This window comes from Paenibacillus sp. FSL P2-0136, assembly GCF_037975325.1.
Lineage (GTDB): Bacteria > Bacillota > Bacilli > Paenibacillales > Paenibacillaceae > Paenibacillus_AQ > Paenibacillus_AQ silagei.
In genome coordinates, this window is the sequence record NZ_CP150244.1 from 3,817,230 (window position 1) to 3,837,430 (window position 20,201).

Below are 20,201 nucleotides of genomic sequence, written 5' to 3' on the forward strand. Positions count from 1 at the left end.
GTTGTTCTTTTGCTGCTCGCTGTATTGTATGTGTATTCGCCCAGGAGGTGACAGTCTGCGCCCAATTTCCTGCTTCCTCTTCTTCCGTCTCTATGCCGGATACACGCAAAAACCCCCTGGCTCCACAGCGGGAACCGGGGGGTCCTATCACCATCTATAATACATTGCCATCTTAGCTACTCCGCCGTGGAGTAGTGAGGACGCCGCTGAAAGCCATGATACCGTGTCCCCTGATACGTCAGTATGCCTTGATCCCCCTCAGCGCTCATCCCGTACTCCTGTCCCTCCACCTTGAATTCCCTGCGCACCCCATCCTCAGCTTCATAGGTCAGATAGTAGGTGGTGCTGGTCCGGCTGGAGAGACTATCCTCCTGGGACTGCTGCTGGCGCACTTCGGTCCGCTTGCTCACGATACGGGCGGGAATGGACTGCAGGGGGGCATTATTGTTCCGGCTCCACTGAAGCAATCCCCGGCCAGCAGACACAGCGATGATCCCCACGACCAGAGCGAGAAAGACCGGCAATACCGTTCCTGTAAAATCGAACAGCCAGGATGGATCACTCCCCGTTCCCATTGTCTCTTCCCCCTTATTCCCAAGTAGTTAGCACACCTGCCCCTATAGGCTTCTCTACATGTATATGCCTCTTGTCTGCAAGACAGCACCGGTAGAAACGGCAAAAAGACCATTCAGGCTCCGGTACTGCCGGGAACTCAAATGGCCTTCTATAATACCCGAGTGGCGGTTAGATTAAGCATGTACGAGGTCTAACAGTTGTCTGGTTTCGTTCGTTTCTTCCGGCATCATGCCGTTCTCTGCCCAGCAGGCTTTGCATTGTTCTTCAGTCTGGCACAAGTGAGCGTCATCGCAGTTGTAGCACAATTGCATCAGGTTTCTAGTCATATAATCCGTTTCAAAAGTTGTCATTGTAATCTCTCCTCTTCGGGTTGGAAGTTTGTGAAAAAAGTAACTTGTTCTCTATGTGTTAAATATATCACAGGATTCAAAGTTTGTCATGTGATTTTTTTCACACTTTTAAAGAAAATTTTAAATAAGATTTTTCCTTATATTGTAGAGGCCTTTAAGCGGATTTAATGTAAAAAAGAGGGTGTCCGTCAGAACGGGCACCCTCTTGTACAGTATTACATTACACGCCAGCTCTCGCCGCCGTTAGTGGTCTGAAGCAGGATCGACTTGCGGTCCTCCTCCTTCGAGATCAGCAGCCAGCCGACATCATTTGAAATGAACTGCAGCTTCACTACCTCCGGATACTCCAGGAGCTTGGACTGCAGCACCGTGCTGGCCGGGAGGGCTGTCCAGGTCACTCCCTGGTCCACCGTCTTATAGAGCAGATTACCTTCCAGCGACCAGCCTGTCATGGCATTCAGGAAGTCGGGGGCCACATTGCGGTTCATGCCGGATAGCGCCGGCCGCCCGAAAGTGGTGAATTTCCAGTTCTCTCCCCCATTGGCGGTAAAATAGCCGTTATAGGTCATGCTGCCTTCCTTTTCCCTCTGACAGCCGACCGGCATCCAGCCTCCCGACGCATTCTCCCCGAAGAATTCAGGAACACCGGTAACCACCCGGTCACATCCGGCAAAGCTATCATTGACCAGGAATTCCGAACCCGATACCCAGGTCGCTCCTCCGTCCCTGGTCATATAAATCTTGGGCAGAGCGCCGGTCTGCAGCATAACAAACCCCCGGCTCTCGTCACCAAAGATCATCCCGGTCGTTACCCCCGCATGCGGAATGGAACTAGTCGGCAGATTCGGATTATACTGCTCATTCTGCATCACCAGATTCCAGGTAGCTCCGCCATCCTTAGTAGCATACAAGGCTTTGCTCTCTTTGGTCGCACTTGCATCCCACTTGGTCATCAGCCAGCCGCTGCGGCTGGAGCTGAAATAGATGGAGGACAGCTTGTTGGAATCGGGGAACGCTGAGATCTGCCAGCTGTGTCCACCGTCTGTGGTACGCAGCACCACGGTCTCAGTGGAGCCGAACGAGCTGCGGATGATCCAGCCATGCTCGGGGTCGGTGAAGAAAATCTCTTTGCCGTAGACCGGATTGCTTAGAAATTGTACATTCGTAGCTGGAGAGATATTCGCCCAGGTCTTGCCGTTATTCAGCGTCATGTACATTCGAAGCTCATTGCGCGTTACCCCCCAGGCTAGTCCTGCAGAGGGGTTGAGCAGCCGGAAATCGGTCAGCCGCGTCTGAATCTGGTATTTCTTTGCATTTTCGGGTTCGACATTCTTGTTATCCGGGGTAATGACTGTAATCATCTGCCCTTCTTCCGGCGCTTCAGTCGGCTGAGGAGGCCGGGTTGCCTCCGGCGGTGGGGCGGACGAGCAAGCTGAGAGAATCAGCAGAGTCATAAGAAGCATCAACGCCACTCTTAGAACCTTGGAACATGAAGCTTTGGCTGACAATGCTCTCTCTCCTTTTCTACATTAATGAGTATTTAAAAGATTATTTCTTCGTATTCAGATTACTGCGTTTGTAGCCGTACAATGAGTAAATCACCAGTCCGAACGCAACCCAGATGATGAAGCCAATCCAGGTCTCTCTGCCGAGATTATACATTAAATAGCCGCAGGCTGCCGCACTAAGGAGAGGAACCAGCGGAACCCAAGGAACCCGGAAGCCTCTGCGGAGATCTGTCTTCGTCCGGCGGAGCATAATGACCCCGAGAGACACAACCAGGAAGGCAAATAAAGTGCCGATACTCGTCAGATTCGCCAGCCTGTCCAGAGGTACAAAGCCGGTAAGCACAGCGATCAGGCTGCCCACCATCCAGGTGCTGCGCACCGGGGTATGCGTCTTGGCGCTAACCTTGGACAAGCTCTTCGGCAGCAGCCCGTCACGCGAGATAGCGAACAGCAAGCGGGTCTGGCCGAACAGCATAACCAGCAGAACGGTTGTCATTCCGGCAATCGCCCCGATGGAGATCAGTCCGGCAATCATATTCTGGCCCACGAACCGCAGCGCAAAGGATACCGGATCGCTGACATTCAGGCTCTGATAAGGCACAATGCCCGTCAGGACCAAGGATACGGCGATATATAAGACTGTACAGATCGCAAGGGATGAGATAATCCCGATTGGAAGATCGCGCTGCGGACGCTTCACTTCTTCTGCCGCGGTTGAAATGGCATCAAAGCCGATATAAGCAAAAAATACAGTGGCCGCGCCGTTCATCACGCCATGAATCCCGAACGGCAGGAAGGGCGTCCAGTTCTCCGGCTTCACATAGAAAATACCGGTGATGATGAACAGCAGCACCACGGAGATCTTAATTGCGACCATCACTGCGTTGAAGCGGGCGGTCTCCTTGACCCCCCGTGTCAGCAGATAGGAGATCAGCAGGATAATGATGACGGCAGGCAGATTGATGAATGTTCCCTTATCCGCATTATACGCTCCAGACAAAGCTGTGGGCAAATGTATCCCGAAGCCCTCCAGCAGACCCTGGAAATAACCGGACCATCCGCTGCTTACCGCTGCGGCGGCAACCCCGTATTCCAGTACAAGATCCCAGCCGAGCACCCAGGCCAGCAATTCGCCGAAGGCGACATAGCTATAGGCATAGGCGCTGCCGGATACCGGCAGGGTCGAAGCAAATTCGGAATAGCACAAGGCGGATAGCACACAGGCAATCCCCGCGATGATGAAGGACAGAACCAGTCCCGGGCCGGCATGCTCCGCAGCAGCCACCCCCGTCATAACAAAGATCCCGGTGCCGATAATGGCTCCTACCCCAAGCATCGTCAAATCTAAGGCACCCAGTGTCTTGCTAAGCTTCTCCGCTCCGGCATTCTGGGGAATGGCCAGCGGTTTTTTGCGGAATAAATCCATACTTCAGTTCGCTCCTGTCAAGTGGTTGAGTGGATAACAGAAAAATCGTTGTTAGCTTACCCTATTACGGGTAATGGATGAAAAACGGATAGCTTGAAAACACTATCCCTAGCGATTATGATGGATAAGATTGGACAGCAAGTGGAATGGCTCTGCCTTCCTTATACTACCAAAATACAAATGCTGGAGGAGATTTGACATGGCCCCATTTAAGCCCAATCGTGTTGTAGTCATCGGTACCGGTGCAGTCGGAACCACTACAGCCTATACGCTGCTGCTGCGTAAGCGCATGCCCGAGCTTGTACTGATCGATGTGAACCACCAGAAGGCGCTTGGTGAAGCGCTGGATATGAACCATGGTATGCCTTTTGTAGGAGGCGTGAAGCTTTGGGCCGGTACCTATGAGGATTGCCGCGAAGCCGACATTATTATCGTCACTGCCGGAGCCTCCCAGAAGCCTGGTGAAACCCGGATCGACCTGCTCCGCAAGAACATCTCGATCTTCAAAGATATCATCCAGAAAATCACGAAATACAACCAGCACGCGATCCTGCTGATTGCGACCAACCCGGTCGATATCCTGGCATACGCCACCCTGAAGATCAGCGGCTTTGACCGCAGACGGGTTATCGGCTCAGGAACGGTACTGGACAGCGCCCGCTTCCGTTACCTGATCGGGAAGCACAAGGAGATTGACCCGCGCAGCATCCATGGACAGATCATCGGGGAGCATGGCGATTCCGAGCTGCCGGTCTGGAGTCTCGCCAATGTCGCCGGGATTGATCTGGGCTTCGATGAAGCCGAACGCAAAGAAATCTTCGAGGATACGAAGAATGCCGCTTACGAGATTATCGATGCCAAGGGATCGACCTCCTACGCCATCGCGCTTGCACTGGACCGCATTGTAGCGTCCATCCTGAACAATGAAGGCTCCGTTCTGAATGTATCTACACTACTGAACAATTACAACGGCGTCTCCGATGTGTTCCTCGGCGCTCCGTGTGTTGTGGACCGCTCCGGTGTGCGTGAGGTGCTTGATCTTCCGCTCAGCGAAGAAGAACAGAGCTTATTCCAGCAGTCCGCTGACAAGCTCAAGAGTGAAATTACCAAGCTGGAGCTATAATTCCAGCCGGAACGAGCCGGCCGCCAATCCGCAGGGATTGGCGGCCTTTTTTTGAAATCTAAGCATCCAAGCATTTACAAGCCGCGAAGACGCGTTAAGCGACTAAAGCGAATTATGCGGTTGATTTCTCATCTCCGTTTTTCCCTTTCTCATGGTAGCAATTCATAGACAAGTTGTCATCATTAAAATGCACATTGCATGTAATTTATGCGTTAGGATATGAACAAAAATTCATAGTTCAAGTGATAATAATGCTAGACAGTTCGATTACAGGCTACCACTCAGCTTATCAGCGCTGCTGATTTGCAGTCGGGACATCGCCTCTTCCTTCTCCCGGCTCGTGATATGGGTATAGACTGTAGTTGTCTGAATGGAAGAGTGACCCAGCAGCTCCTGCACCGTCCGCAGATCCGCGCCCTTGCGCAGCAGCATAGTGGCGAACGAATGCCGCAGCTTATGGCTCGAATAGGCACGCTGCTGGGAAGAGGGCAGCTCACTCTGGAAGCGGCTGAAGGTATCCGCAGCAATGCCCTGAATTCCCCGGATCGACAATCTGCGGCCCTTCTGCGAGATGAACATGGCCTCTTCTTTGCTGCGCCAAGGGACCAGCCGGTCCGCAATCGCCTGATCGAGATACGGGGCTACATCCTCCGGAACCGGTATGCCCCGCCATTTGCGCCCTTTGCCGAAGACCCGCAGAGTGCGTCGGTCTACATTATAATCACTCAGATTCAGCGTATGTACTTCCCCTACCCGCAGCCCCATATAGGACATAAGCAGGAAGACCGCCAGATTGCGGCTTCTGTACTTGCCGTCCACCGCTGAGAGGAACCGCTCCAGCTCTTTCTCCTCCAGATAGACCGGCTCACGGTTTTTGTCGGTCTTGGATTTCTTGATCCCTGCCGCCGGATTAATAGATAACAGCTCCAGCTCGGACAGTGCCTTGAACAGACAGTTAACCGAGGCATGCTTACGGTTACGGGTGGCATCGCTGACTCCCCGCTCACGGACCGAGGTCAGATAGGACACCACATGCAGCTTCTTAACCGTTCCCAGCTCCTTGCCGTTCAGATGGTCCAGGAATTCCCGCACATCCGCAAGGTAGGATTTCTGGGTATGTGCTGTATAACCGGCATCCTTCATCCAGATCAGGAAGGCCTCCAGCTCTTCTTCGTATGTTCGTTCCAGCTCATTCATGATCTGTTCCCTCCCTCGTTAAGTACAACTATTATATCATTCCTCCGCAGTAGCTTCCCTCCATCCGGCAGCATGCTTCTCTACCATTCTGAGGAATTCGCTGAGCGCAGGAGACTTCCATTTCTTGTTATGGTAAGCGATCTGGGTGGCCACCCGCTGCGACTGGTCATTCCAGTTCAGCCGGCCCAGCTTGCCTTCCGCCAGCTCGCGCTTCACCGTAATCTGCGGCAGAAAAGAGAGACCGAGTCCGGCCATCACGCACTGCTTGATCGCTTCAATGCTCCAGAACTCCAGATTCGGATCAGGAAAGACACCGTGGCTGTTCAGATGACGTTCAAACAAGGTGCGGTAGGTGCAGCCCGCTTCGGTATGCAGAATCGTTACGTTCTTCAGCTGATGCGGCTCCACTTCAGCAAGCTCCAGCAGTGGATGATCCAGCGGCGCCACCAGAGCCATAGCTTCATGAATCAGCGTCTCACAGTATATATCCTTATACTCCGTTTCCGGCTGCAGCAGGAAGGCCAGATCCAGCTCCCCGGAGCGGATGAATTCGGTCAGCTCCCAGCAGGCCCCCGGCTTAAGGGTAATCTGCACCTGCGGATAACGGCTGCGAAAATCCTTGATAATTCCGGGAAGCCGGAAGGCCGCCAGGGATTCCGGTGCGCCGATCCGCAGCGAACCGGCGATTTCGGTCTCAGACCGGAGGGCATTCTCAGCCATCGTGTGCATCTTGGAGATTTCCTGGGCATAGGGCAGCAGGCGGCGGCCTGCATCGGTAAGCATAATCTTTTTGCTGATCCGGTCGAACAGGGGTTGCCCCAGCTCTGCTTCCAGAGCCTGAATCTGTGCGGTAATACTGGACTGGGCATAATCCAGCTTCTGCGCAGCGCGGGTGAAGCTGCCGGTCTCTACCACAACGAGAAAGGTGAACAGATGCTTCGATTCCATAGCGGACCTTCCTTTGATCCATCGGTTTTTTGAATGGATGTTATTTGATAATTCCGTTTTTCCAATGGATCTATTATCTGATACTCTATAACTAAATACAAGGAAAGCGGGATTATACATATGAAGAAACACACCTCGTTACAACGTACCATCGGCATGCCTCAGGCCGTTGCCTTATACATCGGGGCTGTCCTCGGTTCGGGGGTATTAATTGTCCCCGGACTCGCAGCCGAGATGGCTGGCCCGGCTTCGCTGCTGGCCTGGGGCTTCATGACCCTGCTCATTCTTCCGCTTGCCTTATCCATGGGCCTGCTCTCTGCCAAGTTCCCTAACGCCGGGGGCGTCTCCCACTTCGTTACTCTAGCCTTCGGGCCGAAGGCCGGGGCCCTTGTCGGCTGGTTCTTCCTGCTGTCCGTTCCGATCGGTGCGCCAGTCGCCGCATTGACCGGTGCAGGATACATGACCGCAGCGATGGGCTGGGGCGATCCGGCCAGAATCGCCCTTGCCGCCGGGATGCTGGTCATTGGACTCCTAACGAACTGGATCGGCATGCAGGTCGCCGGTAAAGTGCAAATTGCTGTGGTGATCGCTATTGTTGCCGTACTGGTCTTCTCTTTTGCCGCTGCGCTTCCAAGGATGGAGCGTGCTCACTTCACTCCGTTTGCGCCGCATGGCTGGATGAGTGTCGGGCAGGCGGCGGCGATCCTCTTCTGGTGCTTCATCGGCTGGGAAGCAGTCTCGCATCTGTCGGAAGAGTTCAAGGAACCTGAGCGGGCTGCGGTTACGGGTGTGACCCTCGCGGCCATCATTGTCGGTGTCCTGTATTTCCTCTCGGCACTTGCTACCGTAGGTACGCAGAGCTATCTGCACGGCGGGGCAGATAGCTCCCTGCTATGGATCATCAGCCAGCCGCTGGGGGCATGGGGAGGCTTCATCGCCGGACTTACCGGCCTCTTCATCTGCACGGCGACGATCATTGCCTATGCAGGTGCGGCTTCACGCGTGGCGTATGCCTTGTCCCGGCAAGGCTATGCTCCGGGCTGGATGGGCCTTATATCCGATCGTTATCAGACGCCTGTGGGGGCCATCGGCTTCCTGGCGCTCTGCTTCACCTTGATATTATCGCTCTACGGCAGCGGGGCGCTCTCGATAACCACACTGATCACCTTCCCCAACGCCACCTTCATTCTTACCTATATTGGGGGTTGTGCCGCCGGAATCCGCCTCTTGCGCGGCAGCCGTGCAGGCGTAACGATCAGCGTCATTTCCTTCGCCGCCACACTTGCCGTGTTCCCGTTCACAGGCTGGGCGATTCTCTACCCGCTGTTGATTACGGCGGCGTTTGCCGGGGTGGACTATTGGAGATCCGGGGCTAGGCGTGTGGGTGAGCGGTGAGGGGGATTTTACTGTTACACACTTAAGGATTGAACTCGATGGTACTATCAATGCACATACTTAAGAGCTGGCCTCAAAGCTTGGTCGTCGCTGCGGTGAACATTTGGCCCTCCGGCCGCTGTTGTATTTGGATTTCCTGATTATAACCGCTCTTCGCGGTAGAAATCCAAACCAAGCCTATGCTGTAGATAGCGAGCTTTCCTACGGAAAGCTTTCAGGCGGACGCATTCGCTCCTCCAGTTCCAATTTTCCCCTCCGCTTCTTTTTGCTTTTCGTTATTTCTTTAAGTGCATTAAACAAAATAACCTGTGGGCTGTGCTTCCAGCCCTTTGGCCTGCACGCCTCCGCACTGCCCATTGTGTTCGTAAAATTCCTCTACAACCGCAAACAGGCCACGCCATCCATAACAGGACAGGCGCGGCCTTTCTTTTATAAGCGTTGTAGTTAAGCAACTATTTGGTCCACTGAACCGGAATCCGCAGACGGAATTGCTGTATATCCTCTGGATAGGAGAAGTACCGGGCCCTAATCTCAAGCTGATCTGAAGGCTGCACGGGCGGGAAAATCAGTTTAAATGCCAGTTTGTCCCGGCTAATCCGAACCCGCTGTCCTGTTTGTGTGATCGGCTCACCTTGTCCTTGCAGTAAGGTTAGCTCAGTTAACTGGCTCATCACCTGACTGACCTCGTAATATACAACCGTCTGCTTTTCCTCAAAATCAACTGCCGTAACCGTAACCGTTCCTCCCTCATTCCCCTTTAGAGTCAGCGGGAGCGAACCACTTAAGCGTTGAAGATCTTCATGTGATTTAATCTGCGCATTTTCTAGTGTCTCATAGACGATCAGTGTCATATATTCCGGTTTGGGATTAAACACTGTAAGCGGTGAGAAGTTGAAATAATAATACTCATCAGTAGCTCCATCTCCTCCTTTATTCGTATACAAGGTTCCAATATCATCTTCAAGCATTACATTAAGCCAATCATGAGGATAACTTTTCATCAGAATAACTTGCGAAGTTAAAGGCCCCAATGTTAGCTTGTCTACAGTATATAGTGAGTTATCATACCTGAAATCCAAATTCTTGGGATAGACCGTTGTGCGTAGCGCGGCACTCTTCCCTCTATCCAGCATGACAGATACATCCCAGTTGCCCCTCGTCGTCCCTATGCAGTCGATACTCATATTCAGCCTAAGCTGATCCGGCAGATCCTTGTCCCCAAAGCTTAGACGGGTTGTACCTACGAAGGTATGATCTCCTGTAATCGTGAAATCATGGGTCGAGATTCTTTGCGGATCATGCCCTTCGAAATTAAGCTTATAGAAGACGGCCGCTTCCTTGCCGGTAATAGGCGCTGAGGATGATGGGTAGGTCACCTCATAATTAATCACCAATGAAATACCATCATAGTATTCCTCTACCAGATTGAAGGTAATGCCTTTATCGGTAATTAGTGCACCTGCCGGATTACTGAGATGCTTCTCTTCAATGGGCTTCAATTCTTCTCGATCCCCACCTTTGGCATACAAATAATCGAAGAACGGAATGACACGCAGCGCTTCAGCAACCGGAGGCGAAATGAATCCGATCCCGGTAATGGATCCGGCTGTAACAGCCAGCGCAGCTGTGACGCCGATGACCCACTTCCTGAACAGTGACGCCTGACGTCTATCCCTTCTATCTTGTGCTACTCCTCCAGTATGCAGCTGCCACAGTTGATCAAAATCAACAGAAGAAGGCATACTGTGTATGATGTGTTCTGCTTCCTTCTGTAAATGAGCGGATAATACTTCGGATTCAACATCCAGCCTGTCCTTCGCTGTCGTCATTTAAGCCCCTCCTTCATCATCAGCACACCGGGGTCAAGTTCGCCGCATTCTCTCAGCTTGCGCAGTGCCGCATGAAGCCTGGATTTGCAGGTTCCCAGCGGAATACTTAATACCTCTGCGGTTTCGGGAAGCGATAATCCGGCATAATAGTGCAGGGAGATCACTTCGCGCAGCTTCGCGGATAGATGACTGACCGCCTGCCATAATTCCAGCTGATTCTCACTATGCAGAGCGATGCTCTCGGCGGAGTGCTCTTTTCCCTCTATAGGAACGCCCGCCAGCAGTTGTATCCAGGTCTTCCTGCGTAACAGATTACGGGACGTATTGACGGCAATCCGGTACAGCCAAGGCCGAAGCGGCCTGGAGGGATCATATAAATGATATTTTGCAAAGGCACGCAGAAAAGTCTCCTGGGTAATATCATCGGCCAGCACCCGCTGCTTGGTCATCATAAGGGCAATGCCATAAATATAAGCGGAGTGTGCTTCAAACATGTCCTTGGCCTGTTGTTCTGTGATGGGATAATCCTTCAACGCTCGCTCCCCCTTTCTCTACTTGATATACGCTTTGACCCGGGCGATCCGTTCGCTTTACGTTTCAGAAACTTGTCAGGCGGTTATGGATGAGGAGAGCATGACCTAATCTGCTAGAAGAAGGAGACTGTAACCTATGTCTGATCATAAAAGAGTGATTCTTGAACCTGCAGCTCAGAAATTCGCCGATGATAATGCCAAGCCTCCCTTCCTGCCCGATCTGGGTCCGGAAAAAGGCCGCGAAACGGTCAACACCGTCCAAGCTGGCGATATCGAAAAACCCGAGGCAGATCTTCAGGATCTGACCGTAACCGGCGGCCCCGGCGGTGAAGTGAAGGTCCGCATTGTCCGTCCGGTAGGCACCTCCGGTACTTCCTTGCCGGTCATTCTCTACATTCATGGAGCAGGCTGGGTATTCGGCAACAGTCACACGCATGACCGGCTCATCCGCGAGCTGACTGTGGGTACGGGCGCCGCCGTGGTATTCCCGGAATACAGCCTGTCCCCGGAAGCCAAATATCCTACGGCCATTGAAGAAATCTACGCAGTCCTGAAATGGATTGCTAGTGAAGGATCCACGTACGGACTGGATGCTTCCAGGCTGAGTGTCGCCGGGGACAGTGTCGGCGGTAACATGACTGCTGCCATCACCCTGATGGCCAAAGAACGCAGCGGTCCGGCCATCTCTAAGCAATTGCTTTTCTATCCGGTTACAGATGCTTCCTTCGATACCGAATCGTATCATCAGTTCGCAGAAGGATATTTCCTCCAGCGCGAAGGCATGAAATGGTTCTGGGATCAATATACCACCGATCCTGAGGAGCGGGCACAGATTACGGCCTCTCCGCTACGGGCCAGTCTGGACCAGCTTAGCGGTCTGCCGGAAGCCTTGATTATCACCGGTGAAGCCGATGTGCTTCGTGATGAAGGGGAGGCCTATGCGAATAAGCTTCGCGAAGCAGGCGTTCCCGTTACGGCTGTGCGCTTCCAGGGCATTATCCACGATTTCGTGATGCTGAACGCGCTGGCAGACACTAAGGCTAACCAAGGAGCTTTGCTGCTGGCAACGGCATGGTTGAAGGACTAAGTCACTAGAATATAACTATGTAAAAATAAAGCAAGCCCGTACCGGAGAATTCCAGTGCGGGCTTGTTTACATTTATGAGGTTGCCGGATATGAGGTTGCCGGAACCGGCAGCAGTGCGGTTTAGACTACCTGCTTCGAAGCAACCTCCGGTCCGTCTATTTCCGCTGGGAATAGAACTCCGCTGCTTTGATCAGCATATCCTTCAGTGAACCAAAGGAAGTCGTCTTCGCTACATGCTCATCGAGCTGATCCGACGGGAGCGATTTTATCTCCTCTGCTGATCCGGCAGAGAATCCTCCTTTTTGCAGCAGATCCTTCAAGGACTCGAAGGGAGTGAACTTTTGCAGAAAAGAACTCGATAGCAGTTGCTCCAGCGGCAGCTTCTGCAGAAGTTGCTCGACAGGCAGCTTGTTTAGCGGTAATTTCTGCAGCAGCTCGTAGGCCCGGCCTTCTTTGAGGGAACCGACTACTCCTTGTATTTTATCGCCTAATCCTCCAATGTTAAATCCCATAAGGTCAACCTCCTGAAAATCTGTAGTTGATCCTTATTACCCCGAATTCAGATCAGCGAATTATACAAGTTAACATAATGTTGATTATGTTACTCAATGTCATATCTCACATCCTCATCTCCCCGAACGCAGAAACTCCCCGATCCTCCGGGCGGCTTCCAGCAGACGTTCTTCCTCCTCTACCAGTGCAATTCGCACATACCCTTCCCCCTGGCTGCCAAAAGCATCTCCCGGAATAACCGCTACTCCGGTTCTCAGCAGCAGGTCATGCGCGAAGCGGCGCGAGCTTCCGGCTTCACCCTTACTCCCATAGGCATCCGGCAGCCTTGCCCAAATAAACATAGTAGCTTCCGGCGAGGGGACCGCCCACCCTTCAAGATGCAGCGCTTCTACCACAAGGTTCCGCCGCCGCTCATACAGCGCAGCCACTCCTTGGTCCGGCCCGGAGTCCATCGCCTGCTCCAACGCCACAATCGCAGCTTCTTGAATCGGCTCGAAGACACCGTAATCGACATTGCTTTTCAGCTCCCGCAGCGCCCCGACGGCCTGCGCATTGCCCGTCATGAAGCCGATGCGGCATCCGGCCATGTTGAAGCTTTTGGAGAAGGAATGAAATTCAACGGCGATATCCCGCGCCCCCGGTACCTGGAAGATGCTGATCGGCCGGTATCCATCGAAGCCCATCTCTGAATACGCCAGATCATGCACGACCAGCACCTCCCACTTACGGGCAAGCTCCACGAGCCGCTCCATATAAGCCAGATCTACAGTAACCGAAATCGGATTGCCGGGAAAGCTGAGCAGGATAAAAGATGCTTCCCGCCAGACCTCATCGGGAATACTCTCCAGATCCGTCCGGAACGCATTCTCCTCTAGGAGCGGCAGCGGCCAAGACCTAACCCCCGCTATTGCGAGCGCTCCTGAATAGATGGGATAACCAGGGTCAGGTACAATCGCCAGATCACCGGGATTGCAGATGGCCAGGGCCAGATGCGCCAACCCGTCCTGCGAACCCATCAGGGACACAATTTCCTCCTCCGGATCAACCTCTGCGCCAAATCGCCACTGCATCCATCTCGCCGCCTGATTGCGCAGCGCTGTACTCCCCTTGGATGACGGATAGGCATAGCTGTCTTCCCGCAGTACTGCTTCACTTAATGCCTGACGGATCTCCGGCAGAGGCGCCCGGTCCGGACTGCCAATTCCAAGATCGATGATGTCCAGTCCCGATTGCCGGGCTTCTGACTTCCATGCCGCCACCTCGGCAAAGATCGATGATCCCAGATTAGACAGTTTGTCTGATCTCCATTTATGCTGCTTGCTGCTATGAATCAATGGACTCCCTCCAGCGTATGTTTTTCAATGCCGTTTCCACTTGATAGTATAGCACGGGTTCCACACTCCGAAGAGGAGAAAGAACAGACAAATTCTCTGCAACACTCTTTGCACGGGTATTAATTCCATTATTATTATATTATTCTACCGGAATCACTCTATTTAAGCTGACAACTAGTGCGGGAATTGATATAAAATTCGATTTGAAGTGAAACAGCGTATAATTTATGTTATACGCTGTTTTTTCGATGTTATTATGCGCCTTCATCGCTATCTTTTTTAATTCCCGCCAGCAATCATATGTAGGAACTCTTTTATGATGACATCAATCTCCTTGCCGTTCGTATTCAGCTTTTGTGTATTCATTTCTTTGTAATTCTCTAACCTGTTAATGCTATTTTCAATTTCACTCTCGCTCCTCTCATCCTGACGCATACGCTTTATCAATTCTTCCTCAGAGCACATTAACGTAACTTTTATTAGCTCATATTCATTTCCTTTTAAGCCTGCAAGAATTTCATCGAATATGCTTTCCTTATGAATCACCCAAGAGAAGAAGACATACTTGAACATGGAATTCTCAAGATACTGATTGAGCATATAATGGATGTTATTCATTACCATCGTTTTGTTCTCTTCGGTAACCTCCCAGGGGTTCATTAACCAGCACCAATCTCCATCAAGCCATACGGAATGTTCTAATTCTTTATACAGCTTACTGACAATCGTACTTTTTCCGACTCCCATGGTTCCGTTTACGATTACAAGCTTTTTCATAATGCCCTCCTTCGAATAATTGACCAGCAGCTCCTAAATAGCAAAAATGCCCTGCATGGATTAGTCCAAGGCAAGGCATTTCCTATTAGTCTATGAAGATTGGGAGAACTGGGTTAATCCGCGTTCGGTTAGTTCTTTCTGCCGCCGCGTTAACTCTTCCAAATTGTACAGTCTTTCGGACATGTACTCAACATGCTGAAGCAAGGATGCGAATCCCAGTATGAAGATGCTTGAGACTGCGCCGCTAACCCAGAATGTTACCATGAATCCCCAGGAAAATGTCTTATCATCAAATGAAAATTCCGGCTCCGGTGCAAAAATATTACCTGCTACGATCCCCCCAATGAAGGCTGCTGCAATAGTTATGTAGGCTACCCATTTCAATGCTTTTACCACTACGTTTCCTCCAAGCTCTATAGTATAAAACCACTTTACCAGATTCATACAATAGAGTAAACAAACAATTCATTAGATTCCTTTATGCCGCAATAAAAATGCATCTCCGTCGAATCGCCGCTGCCACCCGGGCATAGGATAGAGTATTACAGACGAAAGTGGGAATTCACATGTCCAAGAATAAGCGCGGTAAAGCACTTTACAGTACCCCCTCCCGGGCCAGGGGCACCTGTCCGATCTGCGGAAGCACCCGGATTAAGCTTTTGTATTTCGGTAAAGGCCCGGAGGGTGAGAAGCTGACGGTCTGCAAAAAATGTGACGGCAAGCAGCAGCAAGCGGTCTGAACTACGGCTTAAGCGCTAACCGCATCACGCACAAAAAAACGGCCTGCTCCCCCCTTCAGGAGAGCAACCGTTTCTTTGTGCCTACTGAAACCCTGATTTCACCCACAGCTTGGAGATATCCAAAAATCCGAAGGAGCCGGGCTCGAGTCCGAACAGATTCTGACTTAATTGCGCTTTTTTATTCATATGACAGCCATACAGTACCCAATCGTTATCACGCAGCTTGCCTTCGGCCAGCTCCAGTATCTCTGCCCTCTCCCCGGCGGCCAGCCGGGCGAAAGGCTTCAGCACCTCTGTGAGCTCAGATTTCTGGCTGTCCAGCAGCAGGTGATGCAGATAATTCGACTCATTGCGAAAATAATTAATCATCCCCCACTGCCAGTCATCCTCCAGTACTTCTTCGCAGATCACAAGATCCGCTTGGTTCACCAAGTCCAGCAGATCATACTCCCCTAAAGGATACAGCTCAAGCTGTAATCCAATTTTCCTGCTGCGCTCCTGCAACCAAATCGCCTCATCCTGATCCTCTTTACAGGCCCTGTAGGCCAACTTAACTGCCTCTGCTCTGTATCCGCCTTCCTCAAGCAGCGCCCGCGCTTCCTCCAGTTGCGGCTCAGCGAACTCATACTTGCTGCTCTGCCAGGGAAGGAAGCTGTCTGCCGGCATAATCCGGTTGCCTCCCAGTTCACGAATCAGGGCAAGCTGATTATAGAGGATACGCATGGCCTGCCGGACTGCAGGATGATGGTGTACGCCTTCTTTTCTAAAATTAAACAGAATGTATCTGCACCCGACAGCCGGATAATCGATATTGTGACTCCTCCCGTCCTCCGCTGCCGGCAAGCTGTTCAGACTGGTACTGGCACCCGTCAGCTGATATTGTCGTACCCCCGAGGCCAAATGCGGCAGGTACCAGATCTCGACCCGGTCCAGCAAAGGGCGTATTCCATAGTAGAAATCGTAGGCACCGAGTACAAGCACATCCTGACTCAGATCCACTACCTGATAAGGCCCCGTGCCGACAGGATGCACAGCGAAATCCACATCGTATGGAACAATCGACATATAGATCGAGCTGAACAGATGCAGGAAGAAGAAATTAGGCTGCACCAGATCGAACCGTATAACGTAGTCCCCCTCCAGCTCCACATGAATGATATCCTCAAAATGACAGATCGCCGGACTTTTAAGCCCGATCAGACGCTGTAGGGTTTCTTTTACATCCCTTGAAGTCATCATGCGGCCGTGGTGGAATCGCACCCCCTTGCGGAGATAGAACAGGTAGCTTGTACTGCTCTCGTTAGCCTCCCACGTGTGGGCCAGCCCCGGCAGGAAAACCTCGTTCTGTGCATCATAGGTAATCAGGGTACTGCAAACATGCCCCAGCAAATAGGTCTCAAAAGCGGTGTATACGGTGGCCGGGTCCAGCTTCTCCATCGCACGGTTACGGGAGATTCGCAGCACCTCCTGCCCGGATATGGAGCCGGGTTCTCTCCAGAAGCCCATTTGCTTATCGAGAACCGCCAGCAGGCGTTCTTTGAGCGGCTCGTTAACCGGGTATTGACCAATCAATTCGATGGCAGGCTTAATCCGGCCTTTGCTGACGAGCTCCTGAAATCTCTCCTCCAGCACCTCATCTATATGACGCAAAAAAGTCATCTGCGAGCGATTTCCTCTCCCTCTTCCGGGTATCCAGGCAATCAGCTGCTGCTCCTCCAGCTTCCGCAGAATAAACTTCACATTGCGCGGTGTGCAGCACAGGATACCTGTCAACTGCTCAATCGTCACCGGAATCGGCTGCTGGAGGTTATATGCCGGAGCCAGGGCTGCGGTCAAACAAAGATAATGTGTACTGCTGGTATCCATGTTCTCAAGCTCCTTTTAAAAGGTGAAAAGTGACATGTAATTCTTACACTTTTATTTCCCCCTTTGTTCTATACAATTATACATAATCATTCGCTAAGAAGCATGCTTCAAATTCAAACCATTGACTAGGAGACAGGGATTCAAATGAAACAACATCTGCGCCACATTCACCCGCTGGCCTGGACCATCATCATTGGAACGATGTTCGGCCGGCTGGTTACTTCAATGAGCATTCCTTTTCTCTCGATCTATCTCACGCAGGTGCTTGGAGCTTCCGCTACCCAAACCGGGTTCACGGTGGCCGTCAGCTCGCTGGCAGGGGTAATGATCAGCTTCTACGGCGGTTATATCTCGGATGTGATCGGGCGCCGGATCGTCATGCTGGTCTCCGTGTTCGGCTGGGCCTGCGTATTCTTCGGCTTCGCCGCAGCGCAGCATTTATGGGTGTTTTTCTTGGTGAACACGCTCAATGGACTGTGCCGCGCCGTATTTGAACCAACTTCACGGGCATTATTGTCAGATATCACCCCGCCGGAGCAAAAGCTGCTGGTCTTCAATCTGCGGTATGCCGCGGTGAATCTGGGTGTGGTCTTCGGCCCGATTATCGGCCTCCAGCTCGGCTCCGCCAAGTCCACCTTCCCGTTCGTGATCGCAGGGATTGTCTATATCGCCTATGGACTTGTTCTGTTCCTGCAATTCTCGGTGCACCGTGCCAGCCTGCCTGTTCATGGAGAAGTGCGGACGCCGAAGCTGCTGGATGCGCTCGCGGTCACCGGAAGGGATAAGGTATTTCTGCCTGTTCTGCTGGGAACCATCTTCTGCGTCCTCGGGTATGGCCACTTTAGCTCTACACTGGCGCAATTTCTGGCGATGAACACCCATTTCAGCAATGGCAGCCAAGTCTTCTCTTACATGCTGTCGCTTAATGCAGTCACGGTGCTGGTCGTACAGTATCCCATCGTGCGTACAGCCAGCAAGTTCGCGCCGATTATCCCGCTCATTCTGGGCAATGTCTGCGTAGCCCTTAGTCTGCTGCTGTTCGGAATGCCCGGAGGGGTGCCCCTGCTGATGTTCAGCGTGGTTCTGTTCACGGTCGGGGAGGTTCTGCTCTTCACGATGATGGATATGCTGATCGACCGGATTGCCAAGCCGGAGTGGAAAGGCACCTATTTCGGCACGATCGGCTTCAATAATCTGGGCAGCGTAATGGCACCTATTCTCGGAGGACTGCTGCTGGATCAGTTCGGCGCTCTGAACGGGCCCGCTGTGTTCGTACCGCTTGCGCTGACCACGGCGCTCGGCCTTCCTTTCCTGATTACCGCTCATAAAAGACTCCGCATCCGCGAGCTTGCTGAAGTAAGTGCGCAGCGTGAGCTTGGTGCTTGAGCTATGTGAGACGAAAATAAACCCCAGACCTGCTGTAAGGCGGATTTGGGGTTTATTAATATATACTTATCATTGTTTTTAACTCTTATGATCGTTAATAAGTTAACATAATAATTATTATGTCGCAAATAATAATTATACTGCAACTAAACGCCGCTGCACTAGCCCAATGTGGTCGGTTTTTCGACTACATTCCGCCTACGAACCATCCCAGTGCCCAATGTAATCGGTTTTCCGATTACATTCCCGCTCCGCAGCTCTATAAAACTACCCCATCCCGCTTCAGCTGCTCCTGCAGCTGAAGGATATCGAGCGCCTGCGGCTTCACCCCGGCAGCCGCCGCGAGCGCCGCAGCTGTTCCGGCCGCCTGACCCGTGGCCATGCAGCTTGGCGTCAGCCGGGTCGTGGCTAGCGCTTCGTGCGAGGTCGAGATGCATCGGCCTGCGGCCAGCAGATTGGACACATTGGCGGATAGCAGACAGCCGTATGGAATATCGTACGCGCCGTCTCCGGCGATGAAGGAGGCTGTGACCCCCTTGCCGGACGGATCGTGAATGTCGATCGGGTAGCCGCTGCGGGCAATGACATCACTGAACTTGCGGCCTTCTACGACATCCTCCTTGCTCAGCTGGTAGTAGCCTTTGATCCGCCGCGATTCGCGGATGCCGATCTGCGGCGCAACCGCTGAGATTGAGGCCCGTTCGAAGCCCGGAACATCGCGCTTCAGAAACTCGGCCATGAGCAACACCTGCTTGCGGCCCTCCTGCTCCGCCAAGGTCAGATCCTCCGCATTCGTTGCGTCCAGCCCCTGGACACGGGTGCAGTTGATCAACACCTCATCGTCTGCCGGACCGGCAAAGAACAACACCTGGTCACGGTTGATCGGCACCTCGGCCCGTTTCCATTGCGAGTAGAATCCGCTTACCCCGGTCAATGGCAGGTCCGGCAGCTCGGCAATCGGCGTTTTGCTGTAGAACTCTTCGGGATGGCTGATCATATACGCTTTGACCTTGTGCAGATCAACGCCGCGCATTCTGAACTTCATCGTCATCGGCTGGGAACGGTTATCCCCCTCCCGGCCTTGCAGCGTTTCGGCCCCGGACAGCTTGGCTACGTCGGCATCTCCGCTGCAATCCACGAAGATGCGCCCTTTGATAGGCGTACGCCCGGATTTATTAGTCACTACCACATGTTCGATCACGCCGTCACGGGTCATCACCTCATCCACAAAGCTGTGCAGAAGCAGCTTCACTCCCGCTTCATGCAGCATATCTGTAGCTACCACTTGATAAATCTCAGGATGGTATGGCGTCAGCGTATGGACGAAGCCGACCGTATCCCGCAGGTGGCCCGGCGAACCGCCGTTTGCCTGCAGCCGGTCTACAATTTCCTGGGCGATGCCCTTGATAACCTGCTCGCCGCTATCGGTATGAAAGGTCATCCACGGATAGACCATAGCAGCGGTAGACATCCCGCCCACGAATCCGTAACGTTCAATGAGCACCGTCTGCGCCCCCAGCCGTCCGGCAGCAATGGCCGCCGTGATTCCTGCCGGGCCTCCCCCCACGACAACGACATCTGCCTCTATTGCAGGATTCATATCATCCACTCCT

General features: G+C 52.6%; 20 protein-coding genes. 6 read left to right on the forward strand and 14 right to left on the reverse strand.

Going from position 1 to position 20,201, the window contains the following annotated elements:
• Nucleotides 1-176: 176 nt before the first annotated feature.
• The 4 genes from NYE26_RS15930 to NYE26_RS15945 all read right to left on the reverse strand — a co-directional run bounded on the left by NYE26_RS15930 (nucleotide 177) and on the right by NYE26_RS15945 (nucleotide 3,860).
• Complete coding sequence (locus NYE26_RS15930) at nucleotides 177-575, reverse strand: DUF2500 domain-containing protein (protein WP_076079279.1); 399 nt, start codon at nucleotides 573-575, stop codon at nucleotides 177-179.
• A gap of 174 nt (nucleotides 576-749) precedes the next feature.
• Nucleotides 750-926 (reverse strand): hypothetical protein, encoded by a 177-nt coding sequence (locus tag NYE26_RS15935; RefSeq protein ID WP_179090460.1) that lies wholly within the window; start codon nucleotides 924-926, stop codon nucleotides 750-752.
• Between the two features lie 215 nt (nucleotides 927-1,141).
• On the reverse strand, nucleotides 1,142-2,389 hold the full coding sequence (locus NYE26_RS15940; protein ID WP_036726547.1) for a hypothetical protein: 1,248 nt from the start codon (nucleotides 2,387-2,389) through the stop codon (nucleotides 1,142-1,144).
• A gap of 85 nt (nucleotides 2,390-2,474) precedes the next feature.
• The gene (locus NYE26_RS15945) at nucleotides 2,475-3,860 is read right to left on the reverse strand and encodes an amino acid permease (protein ID WP_036726545.1); all 1,386 of its coding nucleotides are present in this window, start codon (nucleotides 3,858-3,860) and stop codon (nucleotides 2,475-2,477) included.
• A 199-nt stretch (nucleotides 3,861-4,059) separates the two neighbouring features.
• On the opposite strand from NYE26_RS15945, the gene NYE26_RS15950 reads away from it, so the two are divergent.
• Entirely contained in the window at nucleotides 4,060-4,983 is a 924-nt protein-coding gene (locus NYE26_RS15950; RefSeq protein WP_036726543.1) for an L-lactate dehydrogenase, read from the forward strand.
• Nucleotides 4,984-5,250: 267 nt separating this feature from the next.
• Here the strand turns inward: NYE26_RS15950 and NYE26_RS15955 are convergent, their stop codons facing one another.
• On the reverse strand, nucleotides 5,251-6,180 hold the full coding sequence (locus NYE26_RS15955) for a tyrosine-type recombinase/integrase (protein ID WP_051478107.1): 930 nt from the start codon (nucleotides 6,178-6,180) through the stop codon (nucleotides 5,251-5,253).
• Nucleotides 6,181-6,216: 36 nt separating this feature from the next.
• Nucleotides 6,217-7,128 (reverse strand): LysR family transcriptional regulator, encoded by a 912-nt coding sequence (locus NYE26_RS15960; protein WP_036726540.1) that lies wholly within the window; start codon nucleotides 7,126-7,128, stop codon nucleotides 6,217-6,219.
• 120 nt (nucleotides 7,129-7,248) lie between these two features.
• Here NYE26_RS15960 and NYE26_RS15965 point away from each other — a divergent pair, with 120 nt between their 5' ends.
• Entirely contained in the window at nucleotides 7,249-8,523 is a 1,275-nt protein-coding gene (locus NYE26_RS15965) for an amino acid permease (RefSeq protein ID WP_339257256.1), read from the forward strand.
• A gap of 127 nt (nucleotides 8,524-8,650) precedes the next feature.
• Complete coding sequence (locus tag NYE26_RS15970) at nucleotides 8,651-8,971, forward strand: hypothetical protein (RefSeq protein WP_339257258.1); 321 nt, start codon at nucleotides 8,651-8,653, stop codon at nucleotides 8,969-8,971.
• A gap of 4 nt (nucleotides 8,972-8,975) precedes the next feature.
• Here the strand turns inward: NYE26_RS15970 and NYE26_RS15975 are convergent, their stop codons facing one another.
• The gene (locus NYE26_RS15975; RefSeq protein ID WP_339257260.1) at nucleotides 8,976-10,352 is read right to left on the reverse strand and encodes a DUF4179 domain-containing protein; all 1,377 of its coding nucleotides are present in this window, start codon (nucleotides 10,350-10,352) and stop codon (nucleotides 8,976-8,978) included.
• A complete protein-coding gene (locus NYE26_RS15980) occupies nucleotides 10,349-10,885 on the reverse strand; it encodes a sigma-70 family RNA polymerase sigma factor (RefSeq protein ID WP_051478105.1) in 537 nt (178 codons plus the stop codon). Before NYE26_RS15980 ends, NYE26_RS15975 begins: the two co-directional genes overlap by 4 nt.
• A gap of 136 nt (nucleotides 10,886-11,021) precedes the next feature.
• Here NYE26_RS15980 and NYE26_RS15985 point away from each other — a divergent pair, with 136 nt between their 5' ends.
• Complete coding sequence (locus NYE26_RS15985; protein WP_339257262.1) at nucleotides 11,022-11,972, forward strand: alpha/beta hydrolase; 951 nt, start codon at nucleotides 11,022-11,024, stop codon at nucleotides 11,970-11,972.
• Between the two features lie 155 nt (nucleotides 11,973-12,127).
• Here the strand turns inward: NYE26_RS15985 and NYE26_RS15990 are convergent, their stop codons facing one another.
• From NYE26_RS15990 to NYE26_RS16005, 4 genes are all read right to left on the reverse strand, one after another.
• Nucleotides 12,128-12,484 (reverse strand): hypothetical protein, encoded by a 357-nt coding sequence (locus tag NYE26_RS15990; RefSeq protein WP_339257264.1) that lies wholly within the window; start codon nucleotides 12,482-12,484, stop codon nucleotides 12,128-12,130.
• A 114-nt stretch (nucleotides 12,485-12,598) separates the two neighbouring features.
• Nucleotides 12,599-13,819, reverse strand: a complete 1,221-nt coding sequence (locus NYE26_RS15995; protein ID WP_339257265.1) for an aminotransferase class I/II-fold pyridoxal phosphate-dependent enzyme — start codon at nucleotides 13,817-13,819, stop codon at nucleotides 12,599-12,601.
• A gap of 279 nt (nucleotides 13,820-14,098) precedes the next feature.
• Nucleotides 14,099-14,596 (reverse strand): AAA family ATPase, encoded by a 498-nt coding sequence (locus tag NYE26_RS16000; protein WP_209873797.1) that lies wholly within the window; start codon nucleotides 14,594-14,596, stop codon nucleotides 14,099-14,101.
• A 90-nt stretch (nucleotides 14,597-14,686) separates the two neighbouring features.
• Nucleotides 14,687-15,040, reverse strand: coding sequence for a hypothetical protein (locus NYE26_RS16005; protein WP_209873795.1), 354 nt, complete (start codon nucleotides 15,038-15,040; stop codon nucleotides 14,687-14,689).
• Between the two features lie 122 nt (nucleotides 15,041-15,162).
• Here NYE26_RS16005 and NYE26_RS16010 point away from each other — a divergent pair, with 122 nt between their 5' ends.
• Complete coding sequence (locus tag NYE26_RS16010; RefSeq protein ID WP_209873793.1) at nucleotides 15,163-15,336, forward strand: hypothetical protein; 174 nt, start codon at nucleotides 15,163-15,165, stop codon at nucleotides 15,334-15,336.
• A gap of 81 nt (nucleotides 15,337-15,417) precedes the next feature.
• Here NYE26_RS16010 and NYE26_RS16015 read toward each other — a convergent pair whose 3' ends face one another.
• Complete coding sequence (locus NYE26_RS16015; RefSeq protein ID WP_339248842.1) at nucleotides 15,418-17,202, reverse strand: ABC transporter substrate-binding protein; 1,785 nt, start codon at nucleotides 17,200-17,202, stop codon at nucleotides 15,418-15,420.
• A gap of 144 nt (nucleotides 17,203-17,346) precedes the next feature.
• Here NYE26_RS16015 and NYE26_RS16020 point away from each other — a divergent pair, with 144 nt between their 5' ends.
• Complete coding sequence (locus tag NYE26_RS16020) at nucleotides 17,347-18,588, forward strand: MFS transporter (RefSeq protein ID WP_339248843.1); 1,242 nt, start codon at nucleotides 17,347-17,349, stop codon at nucleotides 18,586-18,588.
• Between the two features lie 259 nt (nucleotides 18,589-18,847).
• Here NYE26_RS16020 and NYE26_RS16025 read toward each other — a convergent pair whose 3' ends face one another.
• Entirely contained in the window at nucleotides 18,848-20,197 is a 1,350-nt protein-coding gene (locus NYE26_RS16025) for an FAD-dependent oxidoreductase (protein ID WP_339248844.1), read from the reverse strand.
• Nucleotides 20,198-20,201: the final 4 nt, after the last annotated feature.

What these genes read in the sequence shown, in the direction of transcription:
- NYE26_RS15935 (WP_179090460.1), bottom strand. Translation starts at nt 926, where the DNA reads ATGACAACTTTTGAAACGGATTATATGACTAGAAACCTGATGCAATTG.
- NYE26_RS15985 (WP_339257262.1), top strand. Translation starts at nt 11,022, where the DNA reads ATGTCTGATCATAAAAGAGTGATTCTTGAACCTGCAGCTCAGAAATTC.
- NYE26_RS15945 (WP_036726545.1), bottom strand. Translation starts at nt 3,860, where the DNA reads ATGGATTTATTCCGCAAAAAACCGCTGGCCATTCCCCAGAATGCCGGA.
- NYE26_RS16020 (WP_339248843.1), top strand. Translation starts at nt 17,347, where the DNA reads ATGAAACAACATCTGCGCCACATTCACCCGCTGGCCTGGACCATCATC.
- NYE26_RS16010 (WP_209873793.1), top strand. Translation starts at nt 15,163, where the DNA reads ATGTCCAAGAATAAGCGCGGTAAAGCACTTTACAGTACCCCCTCCCGG.
- NYE26_RS15940 (WP_036726547.1), bottom strand. Translation starts at nt 2,389, where the DNA reads ATGCTTCTTATGACTCTGCTGATTCTCTCAGCTTGCTCGTCCGCCCCA.
- NYE26_RS16005 (WP_209873795.1), bottom strand. Translation starts at nt 15,040, where the DNA reads ATGAATCTGGTAAAGTGGTTTTATACTATAGAGCTTGGAGGAAACGTA.
- NYE26_RS15960 (WP_036726540.1), bottom strand. Translation starts at nt 7,128, where the DNA reads ATGGAATCGAAGCATCTGTTCACCTTTCTCGTTGTGGTAGAGACCGGC.
- NYE26_RS15990 (WP_339257264.1), bottom strand. Translation starts at nt 12,484, where the DNA reads ATGGGATTTAACATTGGAGGATTAGGCGATAAAATACAAGGAGTAGTC.
- NYE26_RS15975 (WP_339257260.1), bottom strand. Translation starts at nt 10,352, where the DNA reads ATGACGACAGCGAAGGACAGGCTGGATGTTGAATCCGAAGTATTATCC.
- NYE26_RS15950 (WP_036726543.1), top strand. Translation starts at nt 4,060, where the DNA reads ATGGCCCCATTTAAGCCCAATCGTGTTGTAGTCATCGGTACCGGTGCA.
- NYE26_RS16015 (WP_339248842.1), bottom strand. Translation starts at nt 17,202, where the DNA reads ATGGATACCAGCAGTACACATTATCTTTGTTTGACCGCAGCCCTGGCT.
- NYE26_RS16000 (WP_209873797.1), bottom strand. Translation starts at nt 14,596, where the DNA reads ATGAAAAAGCTTGTAATCGTAAACGGAACCATGGGAGTCGGAAAAAGT.
- NYE26_RS15930 (WP_076079279.1), bottom strand. Translation starts at nt 575, where the DNA reads ATGGGAACGGGGAGTGATCCATCCTGGCTGTTCGATTTTACAGGAACG.
- NYE26_RS15955 (WP_051478107.1), bottom strand. Translation starts at nt 6,180, where the DNA reads ATGAATGAGCTGGAACGAACATACGAAGAAGAGCTGGAGGCCTTCCTG.
- NYE26_RS15965 (WP_339257256.1), top strand. Translation starts at nt 7,249, where the DNA reads ATGAAGAAACACACCTCGTTACAACGTACCATCGGCATGCCTCAGGCC.